Below are 21,395 nucleotides of genomic sequence, written 5' to 3'. Positions count from 1 at the left end.
GTACGGCCCCGGGCCGCCGTGCGGCCGGCAGCGGCGGCAGCGGCCCGGGGCGCCGGTTCGGAGCGACCGGCGCCGCCGAGGCGCGTCCCGGGACCTCGGGACGCGCCTCGCCGCGTCCCGTACCGCCGGCGCGTCACCGCCGCCCCTTCGGCCGGGGTGTCGCCGGGAGCGGCGCGGTCCGGGTCGTCCAGGGCAGTTCGACGGAGACGGTCTTGCCGCCCTCCCGGGTGGGGCGGACCCTCAGCCGCCCGCCGCACTCCGCGGCGAGCCAGCGGATGATGACCATGCCGCGGCCGTTGTCCTGCTGGACGGCGGCGGGCAGCCGCTTGGGGAACCGCGGATGGCTGTCGGTGACGCCGATGCGCAGGTGTTCGTCACGGTCCAGCGCCAGGTCCACCGTAAAGGTGGGCGACTGGCCCAGGGTGTGCTGCACGACGTTGGTCGCCAGCTCGGACACGATGAGCCGAATGGTCTCGGAGACGTCCGTGTCCGCGGCCAGCCCCCACTCCGCGAGGGTGCCGACGACGTAGGTCCGGGCGGCGGACACCGAGGCGGGATCGCTCGGCAGAGTGACGGATGCTTCCAGGTGGTCTGCCATGGCGTCGTCGTCCCTTTCCGATGGGACCGCGGCCCGACACGGAGCGGACGGTTCGAGTACGGTCCCGGACTGTGCTTGGTCGCCAGATTGCCATCACCGCACCGGTGAAGGGTGGCGATCCCCCAAGATATGCATATATCTGTCGCTCGAAGCGGTGAACTCTGCGACGCCAGACCCTTTTTGGGCGACTCATAAGGAGTAAAGGAGTTGGCCCATGCGGCACGGTCCCGTGGTGCGCCGCCGGAAACTGGGCGCCGAACTGCGCGCGCTGCGCACGGACGCGGGGATCACCAGCGGCGAGGCGGCCCGGCTGGCGGGCTGGCACCAGTCGAAGGTGAGCCGGATCGAGACCGGGACGAGCGGCGCGAAACCCGGTGACGTGCGGTTACTCCTGGACGTCTACGGCGTGGCCGACACCCAGCTGCGCGAGGTCATCCTCGCCCTGGCGGGGTCCGAGGACGACGGCGGCCGGCAGCACTGGTGGCACCCGTACCGCGGCGTACTGCCCCCGGCCTACCGCGACTTCATCAGCCTGGAGTCCCAGGCGAGCACGATGCGCACCCTGGAGACCACCGTGGTCCCCGGCCTGCTCCAGACGCCGGAGTACGCCCGCGCGGTGACCCGGGCCGCGATGGACAGGTTGCCGGAGGAGCGCATCGACGCACTCGTCGAGGTGCGGCTGGCCCGGCAGGACGTATTGCGCTCCCCCGCGCCCCTGCGGCTGAGCGCCGTCCTGGACGAGGCGGTGCTGCACCGGACGGTCGGCGACCGGGACGTGATGGCGCATCAACTGGAACGGCTGGTCGACGCGGCGCGGCTGCCCCATGTGCGGCTCCAGGTATTGCCGTTCGCCGCCGGGGCGCACATCGGGGTCACCGGGCCTTTCGTTGTCTTCTCTTTTTCGAGCACTTCTGATCTGGACGTAGTTGTTCTCGACCACTTGACGAGTAGCCTCTATCTGGAACGGAAAGAAGACCTGGAGGCCTACACCGAGGCTTTCAACGCCCTGCAAGTCCACGCCCTTTCGCCCGACGACTCGTTGAATCTCATCGCCGCGACAGCGGCCGGCGCGTAAGGAGGCACCATGTCCGCACCTCCTCGGCACGTCCCTTCCAGTACCCGACTGCACGGCGTGCGGTGGCTGCGCAGCAGCTACAGCACGGGAGCGAACAACTGCGTGGAGACGGCCCGTCCGTCGTCCGGCCCCGGGGCCGGGTTGCTCGCCGTGCGCGACTCCAAGGATCCGGCCGGACCGGCGCTGCTCTTCTCCCCCGGGAGCTGGGCCGGCTTCACCGCAGGGTTCCGGCTCCAGTAGCCCCGGGCGGCGTCGAGCGACGCACGGCCGTGTCACGCCGACTCATGGCCGCGTCTCGCCGATCCACCGCACGGCGCGTTCGATCTGACCCTCGGTGAGGTCCGCACGGGCGGTCAGCCTGAGCCGTGAGATGCCGTCGGGCACGGAAGGAGGACGGAAGCATCCCACGGCCAGGCCGGCCGTACGGCAGTCGGCCGCCCACCGCACGGCCGCCGCCGGGGACGGCGCGCGCACCGAGACCACCGCGGCGTCCGGGCGCACCGCCGCCAGGCCCGCGGCCGTCAGCCGGGTGTGCAGGCCCGTCGCCACCGCGCGGCAGCGCGCGGCCCGTTCCGGCTCGCGGCGCAGCAGCCGCAGTGCCGCCAGCGCGGCGCCCGTCGCCGCCGGCGCCAGTCCGGTGTCGAAGATGAACGTCCGGGCCGTGTCGACCAGATGCCCGATCACCCGCGCCGGGCCGAGCACCGCCCCGCCCTGGCTGCCCAGCGACTTCGACAGCGTGACCGTCGCGACCACGTCGTCCGCGCCCGCGACTCCGGCGGCGTGCGGCGCGCCCCGGCCGCCGGCCCCGAGTACGCCGAGGCCGTGCGCGTCGTCGACGAGCAGCCCGGCGCCGCGCTCCCGGCCCACCGCGGCCAGCGCGGTCAGCGGGGCGGCGTCGCCGTCGACCGAGAACACCGCGTCGGAGACGACGAGCGCGGGCCCGTCGTGCGTCGCCAGCGCCTTGCGCACCGCCGCCGGGTCGGCGTGCGGCACCACCTGGGTGGTGCCGCGGGCCAGCCGGCAGCCGTCGATCAGGGAGGCGTGGTTGCCGGCGTCGGAGACCAGCAGCGAGCCGTGCGGCGCCAGCGCGGTGACGGCGGCCAGGTTGGCCGCGTAGCCGGAGGAGAAGACCAGGGCGGCCTCGAAGCCGCAGAAGGCGGCGAGTTCCGCCTCGAGTTCCGCGTGCAGTTCGGTCGACCCGGTGACCAGCCGGGAGCCGGTCGCGCCGGCGCCCCAGGTCCGCGTCGCCCGGGCCGCCGCCTCGGTCACTTCGGGGTGCCGGGCCAGGCCGAGGTAGTCGTTGCTCGCCAGGTCGAGGAGCGGCGAGCCGGCCGGACGGGGGCGCAGCGCGCGCAGCAGCCCGGAGCGGCGGCGCAGTTCGCGCTGCGGGTCGATCCAGCCGAACGCCATGGGACGGTTACCTCACAGGTTCACAGGCGGTTTGTGGACAGTGAACAGACCCTAGCGGCGCGACAAGCCGTGCACTGTGTGGCAATCACCACAGGTCGAACCGGACCTGTTGTGCGGATCCTCCTTTCGCCGAGGGCCGTTCATGGGACAGGATCGCCTGCCATGGACCTGGAGAGCACACCGCTGAACACGTTGCTGGACACGCTGGTGGACAAGGGACTGCGGCGCGAGCCGCCGACCCGCGAGGAGGCGCTGGCCGTCCTCACGGCGTCGGACGACGAGCTGCTCGACGTGGTGGCCGCGGCCGGCAAGGTGCGTCGGCACTGGTTCGGCCGCCGGGTGAAGCTCAACTACCTCGTCAACCTCAAGTCGGGCCTGTGCCCGGAGGACTGCTCCTACTGCTCGCAGCGGCTCGGTTCGCGGGCGGAGATCCTCAAGTACACCTGGCTCAAGCCGGACCAGGCGTCCGAGGCCGCCGCCGCGGGGGTCGCCGGGGGCGCCAAGCGGGTGTGCCTGGTGGCGAGCGGGCGCGGTCCGACCGACCGGGACGTGGACCGGGTCTCAAAGACCGTCGCGGCCATCAAGGAGCGGCACGCGGGCGTGGAGGTCTGTGCCTGTCTGGGCCTGCTCTCCGACGGTCAGGCGGAGCGGCTGCGGGCGGCGGGCGCGGACGCCTACAACCACAACCTCAACACCTCCGAGGCGACGTACGGGGAGATCACGACCACGCACACGTACGCCGACCGGGTGGACACGGTGCGCAAGGCGCACGCCGCCGGTCTGTCGGCCTGTTCCGGGCTGATCGCGGGGATGGGCGAGAGCGACGAGGACCTGGTCGACGTGGTGTTCGCGCTGCGCGAGCTGGACCCGGACTCGGTGCCGGTGAACTTCCTGATCCCGATGGCGGGCACGCCGCTGGCCGCCGAGTGGCACCTGACGCCGCAGCGGTGCCTGCGCATCCTGGCGATGACCCGGTTCGTCTGCCCGGACGCGGAGGTGCGGATCGCGGGCGGCCGCGAGGTCCATCTGCGCACCCTCCAGCCGCTCGCCCTGCACCTGGCCAACTCGGTCTTCCTCGGCGACTACCTGACCAGCGAGGGCCAGGCGGGCCGGGCCGACCTGGAGATGATCGCGGACGCCGGGTTCGAGGTGGAGGGCGCCGACGAGGTGACGCTGCCGGAGCACCGCGCGGACGGCGCCCGGGACGCTCGTACCGACCTGGTCGCGGTGCGGCGCCGTGGGGCCGGCACGGACCTGGCGCCCAATGCCTGACCTGACGGTGGCGGAACTGCTGGAGCTGGACCGGCGGCACGTGTGGCATCCGTACGGCCCCATGCCCGGCCGGTCCGACCCGCTGGTGGTCGCCTCGGCCGACGGGGTACGGCTGCGGCCGGCCGACGGCGGCGGCGAGTTGGTGGACGGGATGTCCTCCTGGTGGTCGGCGATCCACGGCTACAACCACCCGGTGCTGAACGAGGCGGCGCGCGCGCAGCTGGGGCGGATGAGCCACGTGATGTTCGGCGGGCTCACCCACGAACCCGCCGTACGGCTGGCGAAGCTCCTCGTCGACCTGTCGCCGGACGGGCTGGAGCACGTGTTCCTCGCCGACTCCGGGTCGGTGTCGGTGGAGGTCGCGGTCAAGATGTGCCTCCAGTACTGGCGTTCGCTCGGCCGGCCGGCGAAGCGGCGGCTGCTGACCTGGCGCGGCGGTTACCACGGCGACACCTGGCAGCCGATGTCGGTGTGCGATCCCGAGGGCGGCATGCACGGGCTGTGGGCGGGACTGCTGCCGCGCCAGGTCTTCGCGGACGCCCCGCCGGCGGAGTACGACGAGACCTACGCCGATCGGTTGCGGGCGCTGGTCGAGCGGCACGCCGGCGAACTGGCCGCGGTGATCGTCGAACCGGTGGTGCAGGGGGCGGGCGGGATGCGGTTCCACTCCCCCGGGTATCTGCGGGTGCTGCGCGAGGCATGCGACGCGCACGACGTGCTGCTGGTGTTCGACGAGATCGCCACCGGCTTCGGGCGCACCGGGGCGATGTTCGCGGCCGGGCACGCGGCGGTGACGCCGGATGTGATGTGCGTGGGCAAGGCGCTGACCGGCGGTTATCTGACGATGGCGGCGACGCTGTGCACGCCCCGGGTGGCCGCGGGCATCTCGCGCGGCGAGGTCCCGGTGCTCGCCCACGGGCCGACGTTCATGGGCAACCCGCTGGCGGCGGCCGTGGCCTGCGCGTCGATCGGACTGCTGCTCGGGCAGGACTGGCGCGCCGAGGTCAAGCGGATCGAGGCCGGGCTGCGGGACGGGCTGGCACCGGCCGCGGCGCTGCCGGGGGTGCGGGACGTACGGGTCCTCGGCGCGATCGGCGTGGTGCAGCTCGACCACGCCGTCGACATGGCGGCGGCGACCCGGGCGGCGGTGCGCGAGGGCGTGTGGCTGCGGCCGTTCCGCGACCTGGTCTACACGATGCCGCCGTACGTCACGGACGACGCGGACCTGGCCCGGATCGGCCGCGCGGTGTGCGCGGCGGCGCGGGAGGGGTGACGTGGAGGTACTCATGGGGAGGCCGGACATGACCGTGCTCGTGATCACCGGGACCGGCACGGAGGTCGGCAAGACGGTGGTGACCGCCGCCGTCGCCGCGACGGCCGCGGCGGCCGGCCGGTCGGTGGCGGTGCTGAAGGCCGCGCAGACGGGCGTGGCGCCCGGCGAACCCGGGGACGCCGAGGAGGTCGCGCGGCTGGCGAGCCCGGTCACCACCGCCGAAGTGGCCCGCTATCCCGACCCGCTGGCGCCCGCGACGGCCGCGCGGCGCGCGGGGCTCGCACCGGTGCGGCCGATCGACGTGGCCGACGCCGCGGAGAAGCTGGCCGCCGCCCACGACCTGGTGCTGGTCGAGGGGGCGGGCGGGCTGCTCGTACGGTTCGACGCGGCGGGCGGCACGCTGGCGGACGTCGCCGGGCTGCTGGGCGCGCCGGTGCTGATCGTGGCGCCGGCCGGGCTCGGCACCCTGAACGCTACGGAGCTGACGGCGCGCGAGCTGCGTTCGCGCGGGCCGGCTCCGCTGGGCGTGGTGATCGGCAGCTGGCCCAAACGTCCGGACCTCGCCGCCCGCTGCAACCTCACGGACCTGCCGGACGTCACCGGCGCCCCCCTGCTGGGCGCCCTGCCCGCCGGCGCCGCCACCCGCACCCCGGCCGCCTTCCGGTCGGCGGCGCCGGGGTGGCTGGCGGCCGACCTGGGCGGGAGGTGGGACGCGGAGGGGTTTCGGCGCGGGGAAGGGGGCTGAAGGGGAGGGTGGGGGAAGGGGGCTGAAGGGGAGGGTGGGGGTCGGTGGGAGGGGTGGCCGTTGAGGTGAGGGGCGGTTTCGGCAGCCACGTCGGGACGAGAGGCCACCGTCAGCAGGGGTGCGCCGCCCCGGTACGGGGGACAATCGCCGTAACGCACCGCATCCTGGCGAGGGAGGCCCCATGCCGCCGCTCCGGACCACCCGTCACCCGGCCACGCCCCGGGACGCCGTGCACCACCCGTGGTTCGCGCGCCGCTACGCCCGGCTGAGCGTGAGCGCCGAGACTCGGATGGGCATGGGGACCGTCCGGGACCGGCTGCTCGCCGGGCTCTCCGGGCGGGTGATCGAGATCGGCGCGGGCAACGGCCTCAACTTCACCCACTACCCCCGCACCGTCTCCGAGGTCGTCGCCATCGAACCGGAGCGTCTGCTGCGGCAGTTGGCGGTGGAGGCGGCGCTGCGCGCGGAGACCCCCGTCGACGTGGCGCCGGGCACCGCCGAGGCGCTGCCGGTCAAGAGCGAGGCGTTCGACGCGGCCGTCGTCTCCCTGGTGCTGTGCAGCGTCCGCGACGTGCCGCGGGCCCTCGGCGAGCTGCGGCGGGTGCTGCGGCCCGGCGGCGAGGTGCGGTTCTTCGAGCACGGGCGCGGCGGCGGCCGGCTGATGACCCTCACCCAGCGGGCCCTGGACCGGACGGTGTGGCCGCCGCTGGCCGGCGGCTGCCATGTGGCCCGGGACCCGCTCGTCGCGCTGCGCGAGGCCGGTTTCACGCTGGGCCCCTACCGGCGGACCCTGATGCCGCCGAAGGGCCCGCGCCTGCCCACGTCGTACTGCGTGCTGGGCACCGCCTGGCGGCCGGGTCCCGCGACCACTCAGCGCTGACCCACTCCGCCGGCCTGCCCGACGTTGGCCTGCCCCACGTTGGCCTGCCCCACGTCGGCCTGCCCCACGTCGGCCTGCCCCACATCGGCCCCTGCGAGGCCGGCGCCCTCCGCACCGTAGCCACCGGCAGGACGTTGCCCCTTACACCCGTAGCCGGGGCCCGACCTGAGGCGGACCCCGCCCCGGCACCACAGGGGGATACCGCGTGCGGGGCGGGTCACCATACCCTCGGCCGGGACAAGGAACGCCGATGCCCGCACCCGTGCGGGACCACCGAGGAGGCCGTCTTGTCCACTCCCGCCGCCGAGCACGCCCCGGGCCTGGCGCCCGCGGACCGGATCGCGGCCCGGACCCGGGGCCTGACCAAGGCGTACGGCTCCGGCGAGACGACCGTGCTCGCCCTGGACGCGGTCGACGTCGACATCGTGCGCGGCCGGTTCACCGCGGTCATGGGTCCGTCGGGCTCGGGGAAATCCACCCTGATGCACTGCCTCGCCGGGCTGGACAACGTGTCGGCCGGTCAGGTGTGGCTCGGCGACACGGAGATCACCGGGCTGCGGGAGCGCGAGCTGACCCGGCTGCGCCGGGACCGGATCGGGTTCATGTTCCAGTCGTTCAACCTGATCCCGACGCTGAACGCCCTGGAGAACATCATCCTCCCCATGAGCATCGCGGGGCGCCGCCCCGACCGGCCGTGGCTCGACCAGGTCATCGACACCCTGGGCCTGCGGGACCGGCTGAAGCACCGGCCCGCCCAGCTCTCCGGCGGCCAGCAGCAACGCGTCGCCTGCGCCCGCGCGCTGGTCTCCCGCCCGGAACTGATCTTCGCGGACGAGCCGACCGGCAACCTCGACTCGCGGGCCGGCGCGGAGGTGCTCGGCTTCCTGCGCGAGGCGGTCGACGGTCTCGGGCAGACCGTCGTGATGGTCACCCACGACCCGGGCGCCGCCGCCCACGCCGACCTGGCGCTCTTCCTCGCCGACGGCCGCATCGTGGACCAGCGGGAGCGGCCCACGGCGGAGGCCGTACTGGAACGGATGCGGCTGTTCGCCGCCGGCGTCCCGGGCCGAAACCCGGTCGGCGAGGACTGACCCGTGCTGGCGGCGACGTCACGGAACTTCCTCGCGCACGAGTGACCGGCGCGCCGTGCCGCCGCTCACGGCGGGGGCTGCGAGGAGGGGGGTGCCCTCCCGTCCGCATACCGGAAACCCCTGACCGGGCGGCCGGCGGGCTGATGGGATCGCCCCATGACCGATCTCCGTGTACGGGCCGCCGGGCCCCAGGACCTGGACACCGTGCTGGCCTTCTGGAAGGCGGCCGCCGAGGGCACCAGCATCAGCGACGACCGGGCAGGCGTCGAGCGACTGGTCGCCCGCGATCCCGAGGCACTGGTCCTGGGCGAGATCGACGGCGAACTGGTCGGCACGCTGATCGCGGGCTTCGACGGCTGGCGGTGCCATCTGTACCGGCTCGCGGTACATCCGGACCGGCGCCGCCGGGGCATCGCCACGGCGCTGCTCAGCGCCGCCGAGGAGCGGTTCACGGCCCTCGGCGGGCGGCGCGGCGACGCGATGGTGCTGGTGCGCAACGAGCGCGCCCAGCACGCCTGGCGGGCCGCCGGTTACCGGCCCGAGGAGCAGTGGCGGCGCTGGGTGAAGCACCTCGCCTCCTGAGCCGCTCCCGGCTCCGTGCCTTCGCATCGCCCTGCGCGGGCACTCGCGCGACCATGACGGACCCCGAGCACCCGCCCACGCACCGGCCCCCGGCACCCGACAGCGCGCGAGCCGCCCCACCCTCCCCGATCATGGAACGCACGACAATTGGACTGATGATCACGGGACGGAGGTGAACCGATGACCGAAGTGCTCCTCCTGTTGCTGGCCGTCCTGCTCGCGCTGGCCTGTGGCGCCTTCGTCGCGGCCGAGTTCTCCTTGACCACCGTGGAACGCGGCGCGCTGGAGCGGGCCGCGGCCCGCGGGGAGCGCGGCGCGGCGGGCGCCCTGAAGGCGGTACGGAATCTGACGTTCCAGCTGTCCGGCGCGCAGCTCGGCATCACGGTCACCAATCTGGTGGTCGGCATGCTCGCCGAGCCGTCGGTGGCCGCGCTGCTCGCGGGCCCGCTGCGGGATCTGGGCGCCTCGCCGTCGACCGCCTCCTCGATCGCGCTGGTGATCGGTACGGCGCTGTCGACGGTGGTCCTGATGGTGGTCGGCGAGCTGGTGCCGAAGAACTGGGCGATCTCCTCGCCGGTCGCCGTGGCCAAACGGGTGGCGACCCCGCAGCGCTGGTTCAGCGCGGCGTTCCGGCCGTTCATCACCCATCTGAACAACACCGCCAACCGTGTCGTACGGCGGTTCGGCGTGGAGCCCGCCGAGGAGCTGGCGTCCGCGCGCGGACCGCAGGAGCTGGCGGCGCTGGCCCGGCACTCGGCCAAGGAGGGCGCCCTGGAGGCGGACACCGCCGAGCTGTTCGTGCGGACCCTGAACCTCGCCGACCTCACCGCGGAGCACGTGATGACGCCGCGGGTCCAGGTGATCGCCCTGGAGTCCGGCGCGACCTGCGCGGACGTGGCGAACGCGACGCGGGCGACCGGGCTGTCCCGGTTCCCCGTCTACCGGGACACCCTGGACGCGGTGGTGGGCACCGCGCACATCAAGGACGTCCTGGCGATACCCGCCGAGCGGCGCCCCGAGGTGCCGGTCTCCGAACTGATGCGCGACCCGCTCCTGGTACCGGCGACCCTCACCGTCGACCGGCTGCTCGACCGGCTCTCCGGGCGGCGCACCATGGCCGTGGTGATCGACGAGTACGGCGGCACGGCGGGGGTGGCGACGCTGGAGGACATCGTCGAGGAGGTGGTCGGCGAGGTGCGCGACGAGCACGACCCGTACGAGACGTCCGAGCTGGCTCCGGCCGGTACTGACGAGCAGGGGCACGCGCTGTTCCGGGCGGACGGCGCGGCCCGGGTGGACCGGCTGAAGCGGGTCGGGCTCAGGGTGCCGGAGGGGCCGTACGAGACGGTGGCCGGGCTGGTCGCCGCCGAGCTGGGCCGGATCCCGGCGGTCGGCGACCGGGTGGCGGTGGCGGGCTGGCGCCTGGACGTGGTGAACGCCACGGGCCGCCGGGCCGCCGCCGTCCTGCTGCGCGCGCCGCTGGCCGACGAGCGGGCCGACGGCGGCGGAGCAGGGGAGGCCGGGCGGTGACCGCCGTACAACTGCTGATCGGGCTGCTGACGCTGGTCGTCAACGCCTTCTTCGTGGGCGCCGAGTTCGCGCTGATCTCGGTGCGCCGCAGCCAGGTGGAGCCGCATGCCGAGGCGGGCGACCGGCGGGCGAAGCGGGTGCTGTGGGGGCTGGAGCACGTCTCGGCGCTGCTGGCGGCGGCCCAGCTCGGCATCACGCTGTGCACGCTGGTCCTCGGCATCGTCGCGGAACCGGCGATCGCGCATCTGCTGGAGCCGGTGTTCCACGCGATGGGGGTGCCGTCCGGGGCCGGGCACCTGGTGTCCTTCGTGCTGGCGCTGGCGCTGGCGACCTATCTGCACATGCTGCTGGGCGAGATGGTGCCGAAGAACATCGCGCTGGCGGAGCCGGTGCGCAGCGCGCTGCTGCTCGGCCCGCCGCTGGTGGCGCTGTCCCGGGCGCTGCGTCCGGTGATCTTCACGGTCAACGCGTTCGCCAACGGTCTGCTCAAGCTGCTGCGCGTTGAGGCGCGCGACGAGGTGTCGGCGACCTTCACCGACGCCGAGCTGGCCGAGATCGTCAAGGACGCGGGCGAGGCGGGACTCATCGACGACCGGGCGCAGGAGCGGCTGAACGACGCGCTGGAACTGGGCCGGCGCCCGGTGCGCGATGTCGTCCTGCCCCTGGAACGGGTCGTGCACGCGCGCGTGGGCGTCACTCCCGAGCAGGTGGAGCGGCTGTCGGCCGAGTCCGGGTTCTCCCGGTTCCCGGTGGTGGACGACGGACGCCGGATCGTCGGGTACCTGCATGTGAAGGACGCCTTGGACGCCGCTCCCCGCGACCGGCCGTTCCGGCCGGGTGACATGCGTCCCATCGCCCGGGTACGGGAGAGCACGCCGCTGGACGACGTCCTGACGGCGATGCGAGCGAGCCGCACCCACCTGGCGGCCGTCCTGGGCGCCGACGGCCGGCTGGCGGGCCTGGTGACCATGGAGGACGTCCTGCGGGAACTGTTCGGACGACGGCCATGAGCCCGGCCGTCGCCCCGATACACCGGCGGCACGGGCCACGGGCCACGGGTCCGCCTGAGCGGGGTCCTGCCGGGCGGACCCTCGCCCGCACCGGGGATTGAGCAGCGGACATGAGCACGGCCGGCGCCTTGGACACCGGCGGGTGGGGAACGGACTCCACCAGGCATCGGCCAGGGGCCGGGCCGGCTCCGCCGGGCAGGCGCCAGGCGGGCAGATCCCGGCTGCCGGGAACCGGGACCGGCAGGCGCCGGCCGGACGGGTACCGGTGGACCGGCCGGGCAGGGCCCCGGAGGCCGCGCGGTCCCCATCAGCACCGGCGGGCAGCAGGCGCAGGCAGCGGGCAGCAGGCGCAGGCGCAGGCAGCAGGCAGCAGGCAGCAGGCAGCAGGCAGCAGAAGCCAAGCCGGTCAGGACACGTACCGGCCCGACAAGGCCCCGGAAGCCGGAGGCCGGGCGGTGGCCAAGCAGCGCCAGGCGGCGGGTGCCAGGCAACGGCAGGCGGGTACCGGGCGGCAACCCGCGAGGCACCGGACAGCGACCGACGCCCCCGGAAAGTCGCCGACAGGCACCGGCACCGACCGGCGGGTATGCCGATGGGTGCCCCGGGATACCATTTTCGTCGCCATGCAGACGAACCCCACCTTCACCAGCCTGGTCGCGGTCGGCGACTCCTTCACCGAGGGCATGTCGGACCTGCTGCCCGACGGCTCCTACCGGGGCTGGGCCGATCTCCTGGCCGCCCGGATGGCGGCCCGCACCCCCGGCTTCCGCTACGCCAACCTCGCCGTGCGCGGCAAACTGATCGGCCAGATCGTCGACGAGCAGGTGCCGGTCGCCGCCGCGATGGGCGCCGACGTGATCACCCTGGTCGGCGGCCTCAACGACACCCTGCGCCCCAAGTGCGACATGGGGCGGGTGCGGGCCCTGCTGACGGAGGCCGTGGAGCGGCTGGCCCCGAACTGCAAGCAACTGGTGCTGATGCGCAGCCCCGGCCGCCAGGGCCCGGTCCTGGAACGCTTCCGGCCGCGCATGGAGGCCCTCTTCGCCGTCGTCGACGACCTGGCCGCCCGGCACGGCGCCGTCGTCTCCGACCTGTACGGGGCGCCCTCGCTGGCCGACCCGCGGCTGTGGGACGTGGACCGGCTGCACCTGACCGCGGAGGGGCACCGCCGGGTCGCCGAGGCGGTGTGGCAGACACTCGGGTACGCGGCCGAGGACCCCGCGTGGCACGCGCCGATGCCGGCCACCGCGCCACCGGGCTGGCTGCCGCGGCGCACCGCCGACCTCCGGTTCGCCCGGGTGCATCTGCTCCCGTGGATCGGCCGCCGGCTGACCGGCCGCTCCTCCGGCGACGGCCGCCCGGCGAAACGTCCGGATCTGCTGCCGTACCAGGGCCCGCTCGGCTGACCCCGGAGCCCGCGCGGAATCCGGGGCGCCCCGGAGAGGCTCCGGGTGCGTGCTCTCGTAGGATCCTCCAGTCCACCCCTCGGCACTGGCCTGCACGAATCGCCAGTAGAATCCGGTTACGTGACTTCCGCTCCCGCCAAGCCCCGCATCCCCAACGTCCTCGCCGGACGCTACGCCTCCGCCGAGCTCGCCACGCTCTGGTCGCCCGAGCAGAAGGTGAGGCTGGAGCGGCAGCTCTGGCTCGCCGTGCTGCGGGCGCAGAAGGACCTCGGCATCGAGGTGCCCGACGAGGCGATCGGCGCCTACGAGCGCGTCCTCGACCAGGTGGACCTCGCCTCGATCGCCGAGCGCGAGAAGGTCACCCGGCACGATGTGAAGGCGCGGATCGAGGAGTTCAACGACCTCGCCGGGCACGAGCAGGTGCACAAGGGCATGACCTCCCGGGACCTGACGGAGAACGTCGAGCAGCTCCAGATCCGGCTCTCCCTGGAACTGGTGCGGGACCGGACCGTGGCGGTGCTGGCGCGGCTGGGCAAGCTGGCCGGCGAGTACGGCGAGCTGGTCATGGCCGGGCGCTCGCACAACGTGGCGGCGCAGGCCACGACACTGGGCAAGCGGTTCGCCACCGCCGCCGACGAGCTGCTCGTGGCGTACGGCCGGGTGGAGGAGCTGCTCGGCCGCTACCCGCTGCGCGGCATCAAGGGCCCGGTCGGCACCGCCCAGGACATGCTGGACCTGCTCGGCGGCGACGCGGGCAAGCTGGCGGAGCTGGAGCAGCGGATCGCCGGGCACCTCGGCTTCGGCCGGGCCTTCACCTCGGTCGGCCAGGTCTATCCGCGCTCGCTGGACTACGAGGTCGTCACCGCGCTGGTGCAGCTGGCGGCGGCGCCGTCCTCGCTGGCGAAGACGATCCGGCTGATGGCCGGGCACGAGCTGGTCACCGAGGGCTTCAAGCCGGGCCAGGTCGGCTCGTCGGCGATGCCGCACAAGATGAACACCCGCTCCTGCGAGCGCGTCAACGGCCTGATGGTCATCCTGCGCGGCTACGCCTCGATGACGGGTGAGCTGGCGGGCGACCAGTGGAACGAGGGCGACGTGTCCTGCTCGGTGGTGCGCCGGGTGGCCCTCCCCGACGCGTTCTTCGCGCTCGACGGGCTGCTGGAGACGTTCCTTACCGTGCTCGACGAGTTCGGCGCGTTCCCGGCCGTGGTCGCCCGGGAGCTGGACCGCTACCTGCCGTTCCTGGCCACCACCAAGGTGCTGATGGGCGCGGTGCGCGCCGGGGTCGGGCGGGAGGTGGCGCACGAGGCGATCAAGGAGAACGCCGTCGCCACCGCGCTGGCCATGCGCGAGCAGGGCGCCGAGCGCAACGACCTGCTCGACAAGCTCGCCGCCGACGACCGGCTGCCGCTGGACCGGGAGCGGCTGGCCGCGCTGATGGCCGACAAGCTGTCCTTCACGGGCGCCGCCGCCGACCAGGTGGCCGCCGTCGCCGCCCGGATCGAGGAGATCGTCAAGCAGCACCCCGAGGCGGCCGGCTACACGCCCGGCGCGATCCTCTGACCGTCGCCCGGACATGCCCCGCTTCACGCCGGCCGAACTGGAGGCCGCCCGCGACCGTCTCGTACCAGACGTCGTCGCGGCCGGTCTCCAGGTGCTGTTCTGCGGCATCAACCCCGGCCTGATGACGGCCGCGACGGGCCACCACTTCGCCCGCCCCGGCAACCGGTTCTGGCCGGTGCTGCACCTGTCCGGATTCACCCCGAGGCGGCTCGCCCCCGCCGAGCAGCAGGAACTCCTGTCGTACGGGCTCGGCATCACCAACGTGGTCGCGCGGGCCAGTGCCCGGGCCGACGAGCTGACCGCCGAGGAGTACCGGGCGGGCGGCCGGGAGCTGGCCCGGAAGGTGACCCGGCTGCGGCCCCGCTGGCTGGCCGTGGTCGGGGTCACCGCGTACCGCGCCGCCTTCGACGACAAGAAGGCCCAAGTGGGCCCGCAGGAGCGGCTGATCGGGGACACCCGGGTGTGGGTGCTGCCGAATCCGAGCGGGCTGAACGCGCACTGGACGGCGCAGACCATGGCCGAGGAGTTCGCCCGGCTGCGGGTCGCGGCCGACACGTAGCGGCTCATGGCGGGGCCTCCCGCGTGACCGCGGCCAGCAGCCGCACCTCGTCCGCCGTGTCCCGGTCGGCGACGGCGAGCGCGACCCAGCGGCCGGTGCCCGCCACCTCCCACAGGTAGGCCACCCGGGCGCGGGCGCTCAGCTCGGCCCACGGCTCCGGTATCTCCCCCGCCCGCTCGGTGCGCAGCAGGACCGTGAGCAGACTGAGGATCTCCGACTCGCCCCACCGCTCGGTCAGCAGCGCGTCGACGGCGTCCCGCTCCTTCTCGTACTGGTCGACCGTCACCGCACGCTCCGCCGGGTCGGCGCCGCCGCGCAGTCCGCGGCTGCCGCTCAGCACCACGAGGTGGTGGCCGTGCCCCGCCGGGAACGGGCGGAAGCACAGCTCGTCGATGAGGGCGATGTGCCGTGCGATGTCCATGGCTCCAGTAAAGCGGGCGGCACTGACAACTGGCTGTGCGTCAGGCGTCCCGGCGACGCAGCCGCCACCCGCCCGCCAGCACGACGGCGGCCGTCCACAGCGCCGTCACCGCGAGTCCCGTCCAGGGCCCGGTGCTCGCGTCGGACGTCTGGTGCAGGATCACCTGCCCCGCCTTGTCCGGCAGGAAGTCGGTGGCGCCGCCGGCCGCGTCGCCGATCACGAAGGAGATGACCAGGACGAACGGGATCAGCACCGAGAGGGTGGCGACGCCGCTGCGCAACAGCGCGGTGAGGCCGGCCGCGAACAGCGCCATCAGCATCAGGTAGAGGCCGCAGCCCACGATGCCCCTGGCCTGCTCGGCCACGGTCAGTCCACGCGCGGCGGCGCCCAGGCCGGCGCGGGCCGCCGGCAGAGCGGCCAGGGCGGTCACCAGACCCACCACCAGGGCCGGTACGGCGATCGCCGTCAGCTTGGCCGCGAACCACCGGCCGCGGCGCGGCACCGCCGCCAGGGTGAGGCGGATCGCTCCGCCGTGGTACTCGCAGGACACGGCGAGCGCCCCGAAGACGATGGCGGCGATCTGGCCGAGGACGACCCCGGACAGGGACGTGAACAGGGGGTCGAACTCCGGGTCGGTGCCGTCGTCGAGGCCGGCGAGCGCGGAGAACCCGGCGGTGGCGGCGAACACCGCCGCCAGCGCCCCGTACAGCGGCCGCAGGGTCCGGATCTTCAGCCACTCGGAGCGGAGCACGGGGATGAACGGCATGGTCAGACCTCCTGGTGGCGCTGGGCGGCGAACTCGGTCTCGGCGGACGTCAGGTCCAGATAGGCCTGTTCCAAGGTGCCCTCCTCTGCGGTGAGTTCGAGGATCGGCACGCCGGCTCCCGACACGAGGCGGCCCACGTCCGCCACGTGCGCGTCGGACACGGTCCAGTGCCCCTTCTGGTGCCGGACGGCGTCGAGGCCGTGGCGGGCGAGGACGCCGGTGAGGGCGGTGGGGTCCGAGGTGCGGACGCGCACCCGTGGCCGTACGCGCGCGTGGATGAACTCCCGCATCGGGGTGTCGGCGAGCAGCCGGCCCCGGCCGAGGACCACGAGGTGGTCGGCGAAGGAGGCGGTCTCGTTCATCAGATGACTGGAGACCAGCACCGTACGGCCCTCGGCCGCCAGGCGGCGCAGCAGTTCCCGGATCCAGACGATGCCTTCCGGGTCGAGGCCGTTGGAGGGCTCGTCCAGCAGCACGACGCCGGGGTCGCCGAGCAGCGCGGCGGCGATGCCGAGCCGCTGCCGCATGCCCAGGGAGTAGGTCCGCACCCGGCGGCGGGCCACCGGCGCGATGCCCGTCTCCTCCAGTACCTCCTCCACCCGGTGGCCGGGCAGCCGGTTGCTCGCCGCCAGGACGCGCAGATGGTCCCGGGCGGTGCGCGAGCCGTGCGCGGCGTGTACGTCGAGCAGGGCACCGACGTGCCGCAGGGGTTCGTCGAGGGTGGTGTAGGGGCGTCCGCCGAGGGTGGCGGTGCCGGCGGTGGGCCGGTCCAGGCCGAGGACGAGCCGCATGGTGGTGGACTTCCCGGCGCCGTTGGGACCGAGGAAGCCGGTGACGCGGCCTGGGCGCACGGTGCAGGTCAGGTCGTCCACGGCGCGTCGGGAGCCGTACTCCTTGGTGAGGGCCCGCAGTTCGATGCTGGTCATGGCGCCAGCCTGGCCGGTCGGGCCCGGCGGGGCCTCCCCCGCGGGTGGCGGGCGGCTCCCCCGCGGGTGGCGGGCGGCTCCCCCGCCCGGGGGAGGCCCGTTGTCAGTGGTGGCTGGCACGATGGCGAAATGGTCCGCATGCTGCGCCCGTTCACCCGGGCGGTGACATACACGCGGTGGCTGCATCTCTTCGTCGCCGCGGTGCTGCCGGCTGTGCTGATGTACGTCGACGACATCTGGATGTACCTCTCGCCCGTGCTGCTGGCGCTCGCGGGACCGGTGCCGGCGATGCGGGTGGTCGAGGGGTTCCAGGCGCGGCTGCTGCTGACCGGTCAGCGGCAGGAGAGCGACGGCCAGGAGATAGTCGTCGCGCCGTCCGCCACCTGGGCCGACCGCGCGCGGACGGTGGTGTGGCTCCAGGCGCGGCTGCTCCTGGGCTGCCTGGTCGCGGTGCTCACGATCCAGTTGCCGATCACCACCGACAACCTGGTGGCCGGCGCCCGAGGGGTGCCGCTGGGCGACGGTGCCCTCGTCCCCGTCCCCGGGCAGCACTGGTGGTACGCGCTGCTGGCACCGCTGCCGCTGGTCCTGCTGGCCGCCGTCGTCGTGGGCTCGGGCGTACTGATCACCCGGCTCGCGCCGAAGCTGCTCGGCCCCTCCCCCGCCGAGCGGCTCGCCGCGCTGGAGGAGCGCACCGAACAGCTGCTGGAACGCACCCGGATAGCCCGCGAGTTGCACGACTCCATCGGGCACGCGCTGACCGTCGCCGTGGTCCAGGCCGGCGCGGCCCGGGCGGCCGGTGACCCGGACTTCACCGACCGGGCGCTGTCGGCCATCGAGGACACCGGCCGGGCCGCCCTGGAGGACCTGGAACGCGTACTGGGGGTGCTGCGCGAGGCGCGGCGGCCGGTGAGCGCGCGGCCGACGCTGGCGGACGCCGGCCGGCTGCTGGAGTCCGCGCGGTCCTCGGGGGCGAAGCTCGACACGGAGGTGACCGGGCCGCTGGGGGCCGTGCCGGGGCCGGTGTCCCGGGAGGGGTACCGCATTCTCCAGGAGGCGCTGACCAACGTGCTGCGGCACGCGGGGGCGGTGCCCGTCCGGGTCCGGATCCGGGTCGCGGACGGCAGCCTCGGCCTGGAGATACGCAACCCGCTCAGGGCCGCCGCGCCCGGTCCGGGCCGCGGCAGCGGACTGCGCGGCATACGCGAGCGGGCCGCCCTGCTCGGCGGACAGGCCCGTACCGGCCCCGACGCCGGTGACTGGCAGGTCCATGTGGTGCTGCCGGTGAGCTGATCTACGCTGGTCGGATGCCGGTCACCGTTCTCCTCGTCGACGACGAACCTCTGGTGCGCGCGGGTCTGCGGGCGGTGCTGGAGGCGCAGCCCGACATCGAGGTGGTCGGGGAGGCGGCCGACGGGGCGGCGGTGATGCCGCTGGTGCGCGCGCTGCGGCCGGACGTGGTCGCCATGGATGTCCGGATGCCGCTGCTGGACGGCATCGAGGCCACCCGCGCCGTGCTGCGCACGGTCGCCGACCCGCCGAAGATCCTGGTGGTGACCACCTTCGAGAACGACGAGTACGTGTACGAGGCGCTGCGCGCCGGGGCCGACGGGTTCCTGCTGAAACGGGCCCGGCCCGCGGAGATCGTGCACGCGGTGCGGCTGGTCGCGGCGGGCGAGTCGCTGCTCTTCCCGGCGTCGGTGCGGCAGTTGGCGGCCCGGTACGGCGACGACGGCGGGAACCGCGCGGCCCGCGCGGCACTGGAGCGGGCCCGGCTGACCGAACGGGAGGGCGAGGTGCTGCGGCTGATGGCACGCGGACTGTCGAACGCGGAGATCGCCGCCCGGCTGGTGATCGGGACGGAGACGGTGAAGTCGCACGTGAGCGCCGTGCTGGCCAAGCTCGGGGCGCGGGACCGCACCCAGGCGGTGATCGCGGCCTACGAGTCGGGGTTCGTGGCGCCGGGCTGAGCCGTACGGGGTCGGGCCCGGGCGGCACTCGCCGGGGTGCGGTGTGCCGAGTACGATCCGGCCAACACGCGCACGAGCTGGGAGGACGGACGGTGGGGCGGCTGACCGGCGGGGACCCCTCGCTGCTGCGGAGGATCAACTCCACGGTGGTGCTGCACGCGCTGCGCGCGACGGACTGCGCGACGCTGACCGAGATCACCCGGGTGACCGGGCTGTCCCGGCCGACCGTGGAGGGCGTGGTCGACGGGCTGATCGAGGCCGGGCTGGTCGTCGAGACGGCGGCCGAGGAGGGCTCGGCGCGACGGCAGGGGCGGCCCGCCCGGCGGTTCCGGTTCCGGGCGGAGGCGGGGCATCTGCTGGGGCTGGAGATCGGCCCGCACCGGGTCTCCGCGCTCCTGGCCGACCTGGACGGCACGGTGATCGGCGCGCAGGCCAAGGAGGTCGAGGAGAGCGCGCCGGCCGACGAGCGGCTGGAGCGGCTGCGGGGCGCGGTCGCCGAGGTGCTGCGCCGGGCCGGGGTGGCCCGCGGGTCGCTGCGCGCGGTGGGGGCGGCGACGCCGGGGATCGTCGAGGCCGACGGCACGGTGCGGCTCGGTACCGCGTTGCCCGGGTGGACGGGGCTGCGGCTGGGCGAGCGGCTGAGCCGTTCCTTCAAGTGCCCGGTGCTGGTGGAGAACGACGCCAACGCGGCGGCGGTCGCCGAGCACTGGCAGGGTGCCGCCGCCGACTCCGACGACGTGGTGTTCGTGCTGGCCGGGCTGAGTCCCGGGGCGGGCGCGCTGATCGGCGGGCGGCTGCACCGGGGGTACGGCGGGGCGGCCGGGGAGATCGGGGCGCTGCATCTGCTGGGCCGCGAGGTGACGCCGGAGACGCTGCTGTCCACCACCGACGAGCCGTTGCACCCGCTCGACGAGCAGGCGGTCGCGAAGGTGTTCGCGCAGGCCCGGGACGGTGACGAGCGGGCCCGTGCGGCGATGGACCGGTTCATCCGGCGGCTGGTGCACGACGTGGCGGCGCTGGTGCTGGCCCTCGATCCGGAGCTGGTGGTGATCGGGGGCTGGGCGGCCGGCCTCGACGGCGTCCTGGAACCGCTGCGCCGTGAATTGTCCCGCTACTGCCTGCGCCCGCCGAGGGTCGCCCTGTCCCTGCTGGGCGAGGCCGCCGTACCGACGGGCGCGCTGCGGCTGGCCCTGGATCACGTGGAGGAACAGCTCTTCGCGGTCGAGAGCACGACGGCCCGCCGCTGACCGCCCGCACGACCGGTCGCGTACCGGCAGCGCCGGCCGTGCTGTCGGTGCCGGCCGTGCTGTCGGTGCCAGCCGTGCCGTCGGTGCCGGCCGTGCCGTCAGTGTCGGCAGTCCTGTTCAGCGCCGCCGGACGCGCACGCCCGCGCCCCGCCGGCGGGCGCCTGCTCCGAGCCCCCCAGCCTTCCGCCGGGTGGCCGGGCACGGCGCCACCGCCCCGCCCGGCGGTCCGCCTCAGCAGACCCCGCTGGTCGCCGCCACTCCGTCCCCCACCCCGTCATGGATCTCCACGTCGCCCGTGTCGCCGAACGTCAGGCGGCAGGTGTCCGCCCGGTAGGTGGCGACGCTGAGGGCGGCCGTGCCGGTCCCGGTGAGGTAGCGGGTGGTGACGACCAGGACCGGGGCGCCCGGCAGCCGGTCCAGCTCCCTGGCCTCGTCGGCGCGGGCGGAGCCCAGTTCCACCGCGCTCTCCTGGCGCACGAGCTCCAGGCGGTGCAGTTCGCGCAGGACCGCACGCGCGCGTGCCGCCCCGGAAGAGGCGTCGGGCAGGCCGGGCACCGAGGACGGCGGGACATGGAACAGTTCGGCGGCGACCGGCCGGCCGTGCGAGACCCGGGAGCGGCGCACGGTGTGCACGGGCGCGTCGCGGCCGGTGCCCAGGGCGTCGGCGACGGCCGCGGGCGGCACCGCCAGGGTGCTGTCCACCGGCTGCCAGGCGTCGTCGGCCACGCCGGGCCAGACGTGCTCCCGGGTGCCGACCGCCACGCCCACCCGCGGCGGTGCCACGGTCGTGCCGACACCGCGGCGGCGCTGGAGCCGGCCCTCCAGTTCGAGCTGCTCCAGGGCCTGGCGGAGGGTGGCGCGGGCGACGCCGAACCGGGCCGCGAGGTCACGCTCGTTGGGCAGGACCTCGCCGACGGAGAACTCCGAGTCCAGCGCCTCGCTCAGTACGGTCCTCAAGTGCCAGTACTTCGGTTCCTGTACCGGTTCCAGCTGCGTGGTCCCCACCCTGTCCTCCGCACTCGCCGTGGTCCGGCGGCGTTTTAACGCCCTTGTTTATTAAAGGTTGTTGCA

At 74.4% G+C, this 21,395-nt stretch carries 22 protein-coding genes; 16 read left to right on the top strand and 6 right to left on the bottom strand.

What is annotated here, in order from left to right:
* Positions 1–133: 133 nt before the first annotated feature.
* Entirely contained in the window at positions 134–598 is a 465-nt protein-coding gene (locus tag ACTT8P_RS23905; RefSeq protein WP_442833767.1) for an ATP-binding protein, read from the bottom strand.
* Positions 599–812: 214 nt separating this feature from the next.
* On the opposite strand from ACTT8P_RS23905, the gene ACTT8P_RS23900 reads away from it, so the two are divergent.
* Together ACTT8P_RS23900 and ACTT8P_RS23895 are read left to right on the top strand one after the other, a co-directional pair.
* Positions 813–1,673 (top strand): helix-turn-helix domain-containing protein, encoded by an 861-nt coding sequence (locus ACTT8P_RS23900; RefSeq protein WP_442833766.1) that lies wholly within the window; start codon positions 813–815, stop codon positions 1,671–1,673.
* Between the two features lie 9 nt (positions 1,674–1,682).
* Positions 1,683–1,913 carry a DUF397 domain-containing protein gene (locus tag ACTT8P_RS23895; protein WP_442833765.1) on the top strand — a complete coding sequence of 77 codons (231 nt, stop codon included), beginning with the start codon at positions 1,683–1,685 and terminating at the stop codon, positions 1,911–1,913.
* Between the two features lie 42 nt (positions 1,914–1,955).
* Here ACTT8P_RS23895 and ACTT8P_RS23890 read toward each other — a convergent pair whose 3' ends face one another.
* Positions 1,956–3,083 carry an 8-amino-7-oxononanoate synthase gene (locus ACTT8P_RS23890; RefSeq protein ID WP_442833764.1) on the bottom strand — a complete coding sequence of 376 codons (1,128 nt, stop codon included), beginning with the start codon at positions 3,081–3,083 and terminating at the stop codon, positions 1,956–1,958.
* A gap of 162 nt (positions 3,084–3,245) precedes the next feature.
* Between ACTT8P_RS23890 and bioB the strand changes: the two genes are divergently transcribed.
* From bioB to mug, 11 genes are all read left to right on the top strand, one after another.
* The gene (gene bioB, locus ACTT8P_RS23885; RefSeq protein ID WP_442833763.1) at positions 3,246–4,355 is read left to right on the top strand and encodes a biotin synthase BioB; all 1,110 of its coding nucleotides are present in this window, start codon (positions 3,246–3,248) and stop codon (positions 4,353–4,355) included.
* A complete protein-coding gene (locus tag ACTT8P_RS23880) occupies positions 4,348–5,628 on the top strand; it encodes an adenosylmethionine--8-amino-7-oxononanoate transaminase (RefSeq protein WP_442833762.1) in 1,281 nt (426 codons plus the stop codon). Before bioB ends, ACTT8P_RS23880 begins: the two co-directional genes overlap by 8 nt.
* Positions 5,629–5,656: 28 nt before the next feature.
* Entirely contained in the window at positions 5,657–6,373 is a 717-nt protein-coding gene (gene bioD, locus ACTT8P_RS23875; protein ID WP_442833761.1) for a dethiobiotin synthase, read from the top strand.
* A gap of 181 nt (positions 6,374–6,554) precedes the next feature.
* On the top strand, positions 6,555–7,253 hold the full coding sequence (locus tag ACTT8P_RS23870) for a class I SAM-dependent methyltransferase (protein WP_442833760.1): 699 nt from the start codon (positions 6,555–6,557) through the stop codon (positions 7,251–7,253).
* Positions 7,254–7,540: 287 nt separating this feature from the next.
* Complete coding sequence (locus ACTT8P_RS23865) at positions 7,541–8,344, top strand: ABC transporter ATP-binding protein (RefSeq protein ID WP_442833759.1); 804 nt, start codon at positions 7,541–7,543, stop codon at positions 8,342–8,344.
* Between the two features lie 156 nt (positions 8,345–8,500).
* A complete protein-coding gene (locus tag ACTT8P_RS23860) occupies positions 8,501–8,926 on the top strand; it encodes a GNAT family N-acetyltransferase (RefSeq protein ID WP_442833758.1) in 426 nt (141 codons plus the stop codon).
* A gap of 180 nt (positions 8,927–9,106) precedes the next feature.
* Positions 9,107–10,456, top strand: a complete 1,350-nt coding sequence (locus ACTT8P_RS23855; RefSeq protein WP_442833757.1) for a hemolysin family protein — start codon at positions 9,107–9,109, stop codon at positions 10,454–10,456.
* A complete protein-coding gene (locus tag ACTT8P_RS23850; protein WP_442833756.1) occupies positions 10,453–11,466 on the top strand; it encodes a hemolysin family protein in 1,014 nt (337 codons plus the stop codon). Before ACTT8P_RS23855 ends, ACTT8P_RS23850 begins: the two co-directional genes overlap by 4 nt.
* Before the next feature lie 623 nt (positions 11,467–12,089).
* A complete protein-coding gene (locus ACTT8P_RS23845; RefSeq protein WP_442833755.1) occupies positions 12,090–12,872 on the top strand; it encodes an SGNH/GDSL hydrolase family protein in 783 nt (260 codons plus the stop codon).
* Positions 12,873–12,992: 120 nt separating this feature from the next.
* The gene (gene purB, locus ACTT8P_RS23840) at positions 12,993–14,435 is read left to right on the top strand and encodes an adenylosuccinate lyase (RefSeq protein WP_442833754.1); all 1,443 of its coding nucleotides are present in this window, start codon (positions 12,993–12,995) and stop codon (positions 14,433–14,435) included.
* 13 nt (positions 14,436–14,448) lie between these two features.
* Complete coding sequence (gene mug, locus ACTT8P_RS23835; RefSeq protein ID WP_442833753.1) at positions 14,449–14,994, top strand: G/U mismatch-specific DNA glycosylase; 546 nt, start codon at positions 14,449–14,451, stop codon at positions 14,992–14,994.
* Between the two features lie 4 nt (positions 14,995–14,998).
* Here the strand turns inward: mug and ACTT8P_RS23830 are convergent, their stop codons facing one another.
* Genes ACTT8P_RS23830 through ACTT8P_RS23820 form a run of 3 tightly spaced genes read right to left on the bottom strand, consistent with a single transcriptional unit; the run spans position 14,999 to position 17,107 of the window.
* The gene (locus ACTT8P_RS23830) at positions 14,999–15,415 is read right to left on the bottom strand and encodes a hypothetical protein (RefSeq protein WP_442833752.1); all 417 of its coding nucleotides are present in this window, start codon (positions 15,413–15,415) and stop codon (positions 14,999–15,001) included.
* 40 nt (positions 15,416–15,455) lie between these two features.
* Entirely contained in the window at positions 15,456–16,181 is a 726-nt protein-coding gene (locus ACTT8P_RS23825; RefSeq protein WP_442833751.1) for an ABC transporter permease, read from the bottom strand.
* 2 nt (positions 16,182–16,183) lie between these two features.
* Positions 16,184–17,107 (bottom strand): ABC transporter ATP-binding protein, encoded by a 924-nt coding sequence (locus tag ACTT8P_RS23820; protein ID WP_442833750.1) that lies wholly within the window; start codon positions 17,105–17,107, stop codon positions 16,184–16,186.
* 129 nt (positions 17,108–17,236) lie between these two features.
* Between ACTT8P_RS23820 and ACTT8P_RS23815 the strand changes: the two genes are divergently transcribed.
* The 3 genes from ACTT8P_RS23815 (at position 17,237) to ACTT8P_RS23805 (ending at position 20,324) form a co-directional block, all read left to right on the top strand.
* On the top strand, positions 17,237–18,400 hold the full coding sequence (locus ACTT8P_RS23815) for a sensor histidine kinase (RefSeq protein ID WP_442833749.1): 1,164 nt from the start codon (positions 17,237–17,239) through the stop codon (positions 18,398–18,400).
* 14 nt (positions 18,401–18,414) lie between these two features.
* Positions 18,415–19,077 (top strand): response regulator transcription factor, encoded by a 663-nt coding sequence (locus ACTT8P_RS23810; protein ID WP_442833748.1) that lies wholly within the window; start codon positions 18,415–18,417, stop codon positions 19,075–19,077.
* Positions 19,078–19,169: 92 nt separating this feature from the next.
* Complete coding sequence (locus ACTT8P_RS23805) at positions 19,170–20,324, top strand: ROK family transcriptional regulator (RefSeq protein ID WP_442833747.1); 1,155 nt, start codon at positions 19,170–19,172, stop codon at positions 20,322–20,324.
* 231 nt (positions 20,325–20,555) lie between these two features.
* Here ACTT8P_RS23805 and ACTT8P_RS23800 read toward each other — a convergent pair whose 3' ends face one another.
* A complete protein-coding gene (locus ACTT8P_RS23800; RefSeq protein ID WP_442833746.1) occupies positions 20,556–21,329 on the bottom strand; it encodes a GntR family transcriptional regulator in 774 nt (257 codons plus the stop codon).
* Positions 21,330–21,395: the final 66 nt, after the last annotated feature.

Source organism: Streptomyces sp. JW3 (assembly GCF_052216785.1).
In the GTDB taxonomy this organism is placed as follows: Bacteria; Actinomycetota; Actinomycetes; order Streptomycetales; family Streptomycetaceae; genus Streptomyces.
The sequence above is the reverse complement of the archived record's forward strand: the minus strand, read 5'-3'. Positions and strand labels throughout refer to the sequence as shown.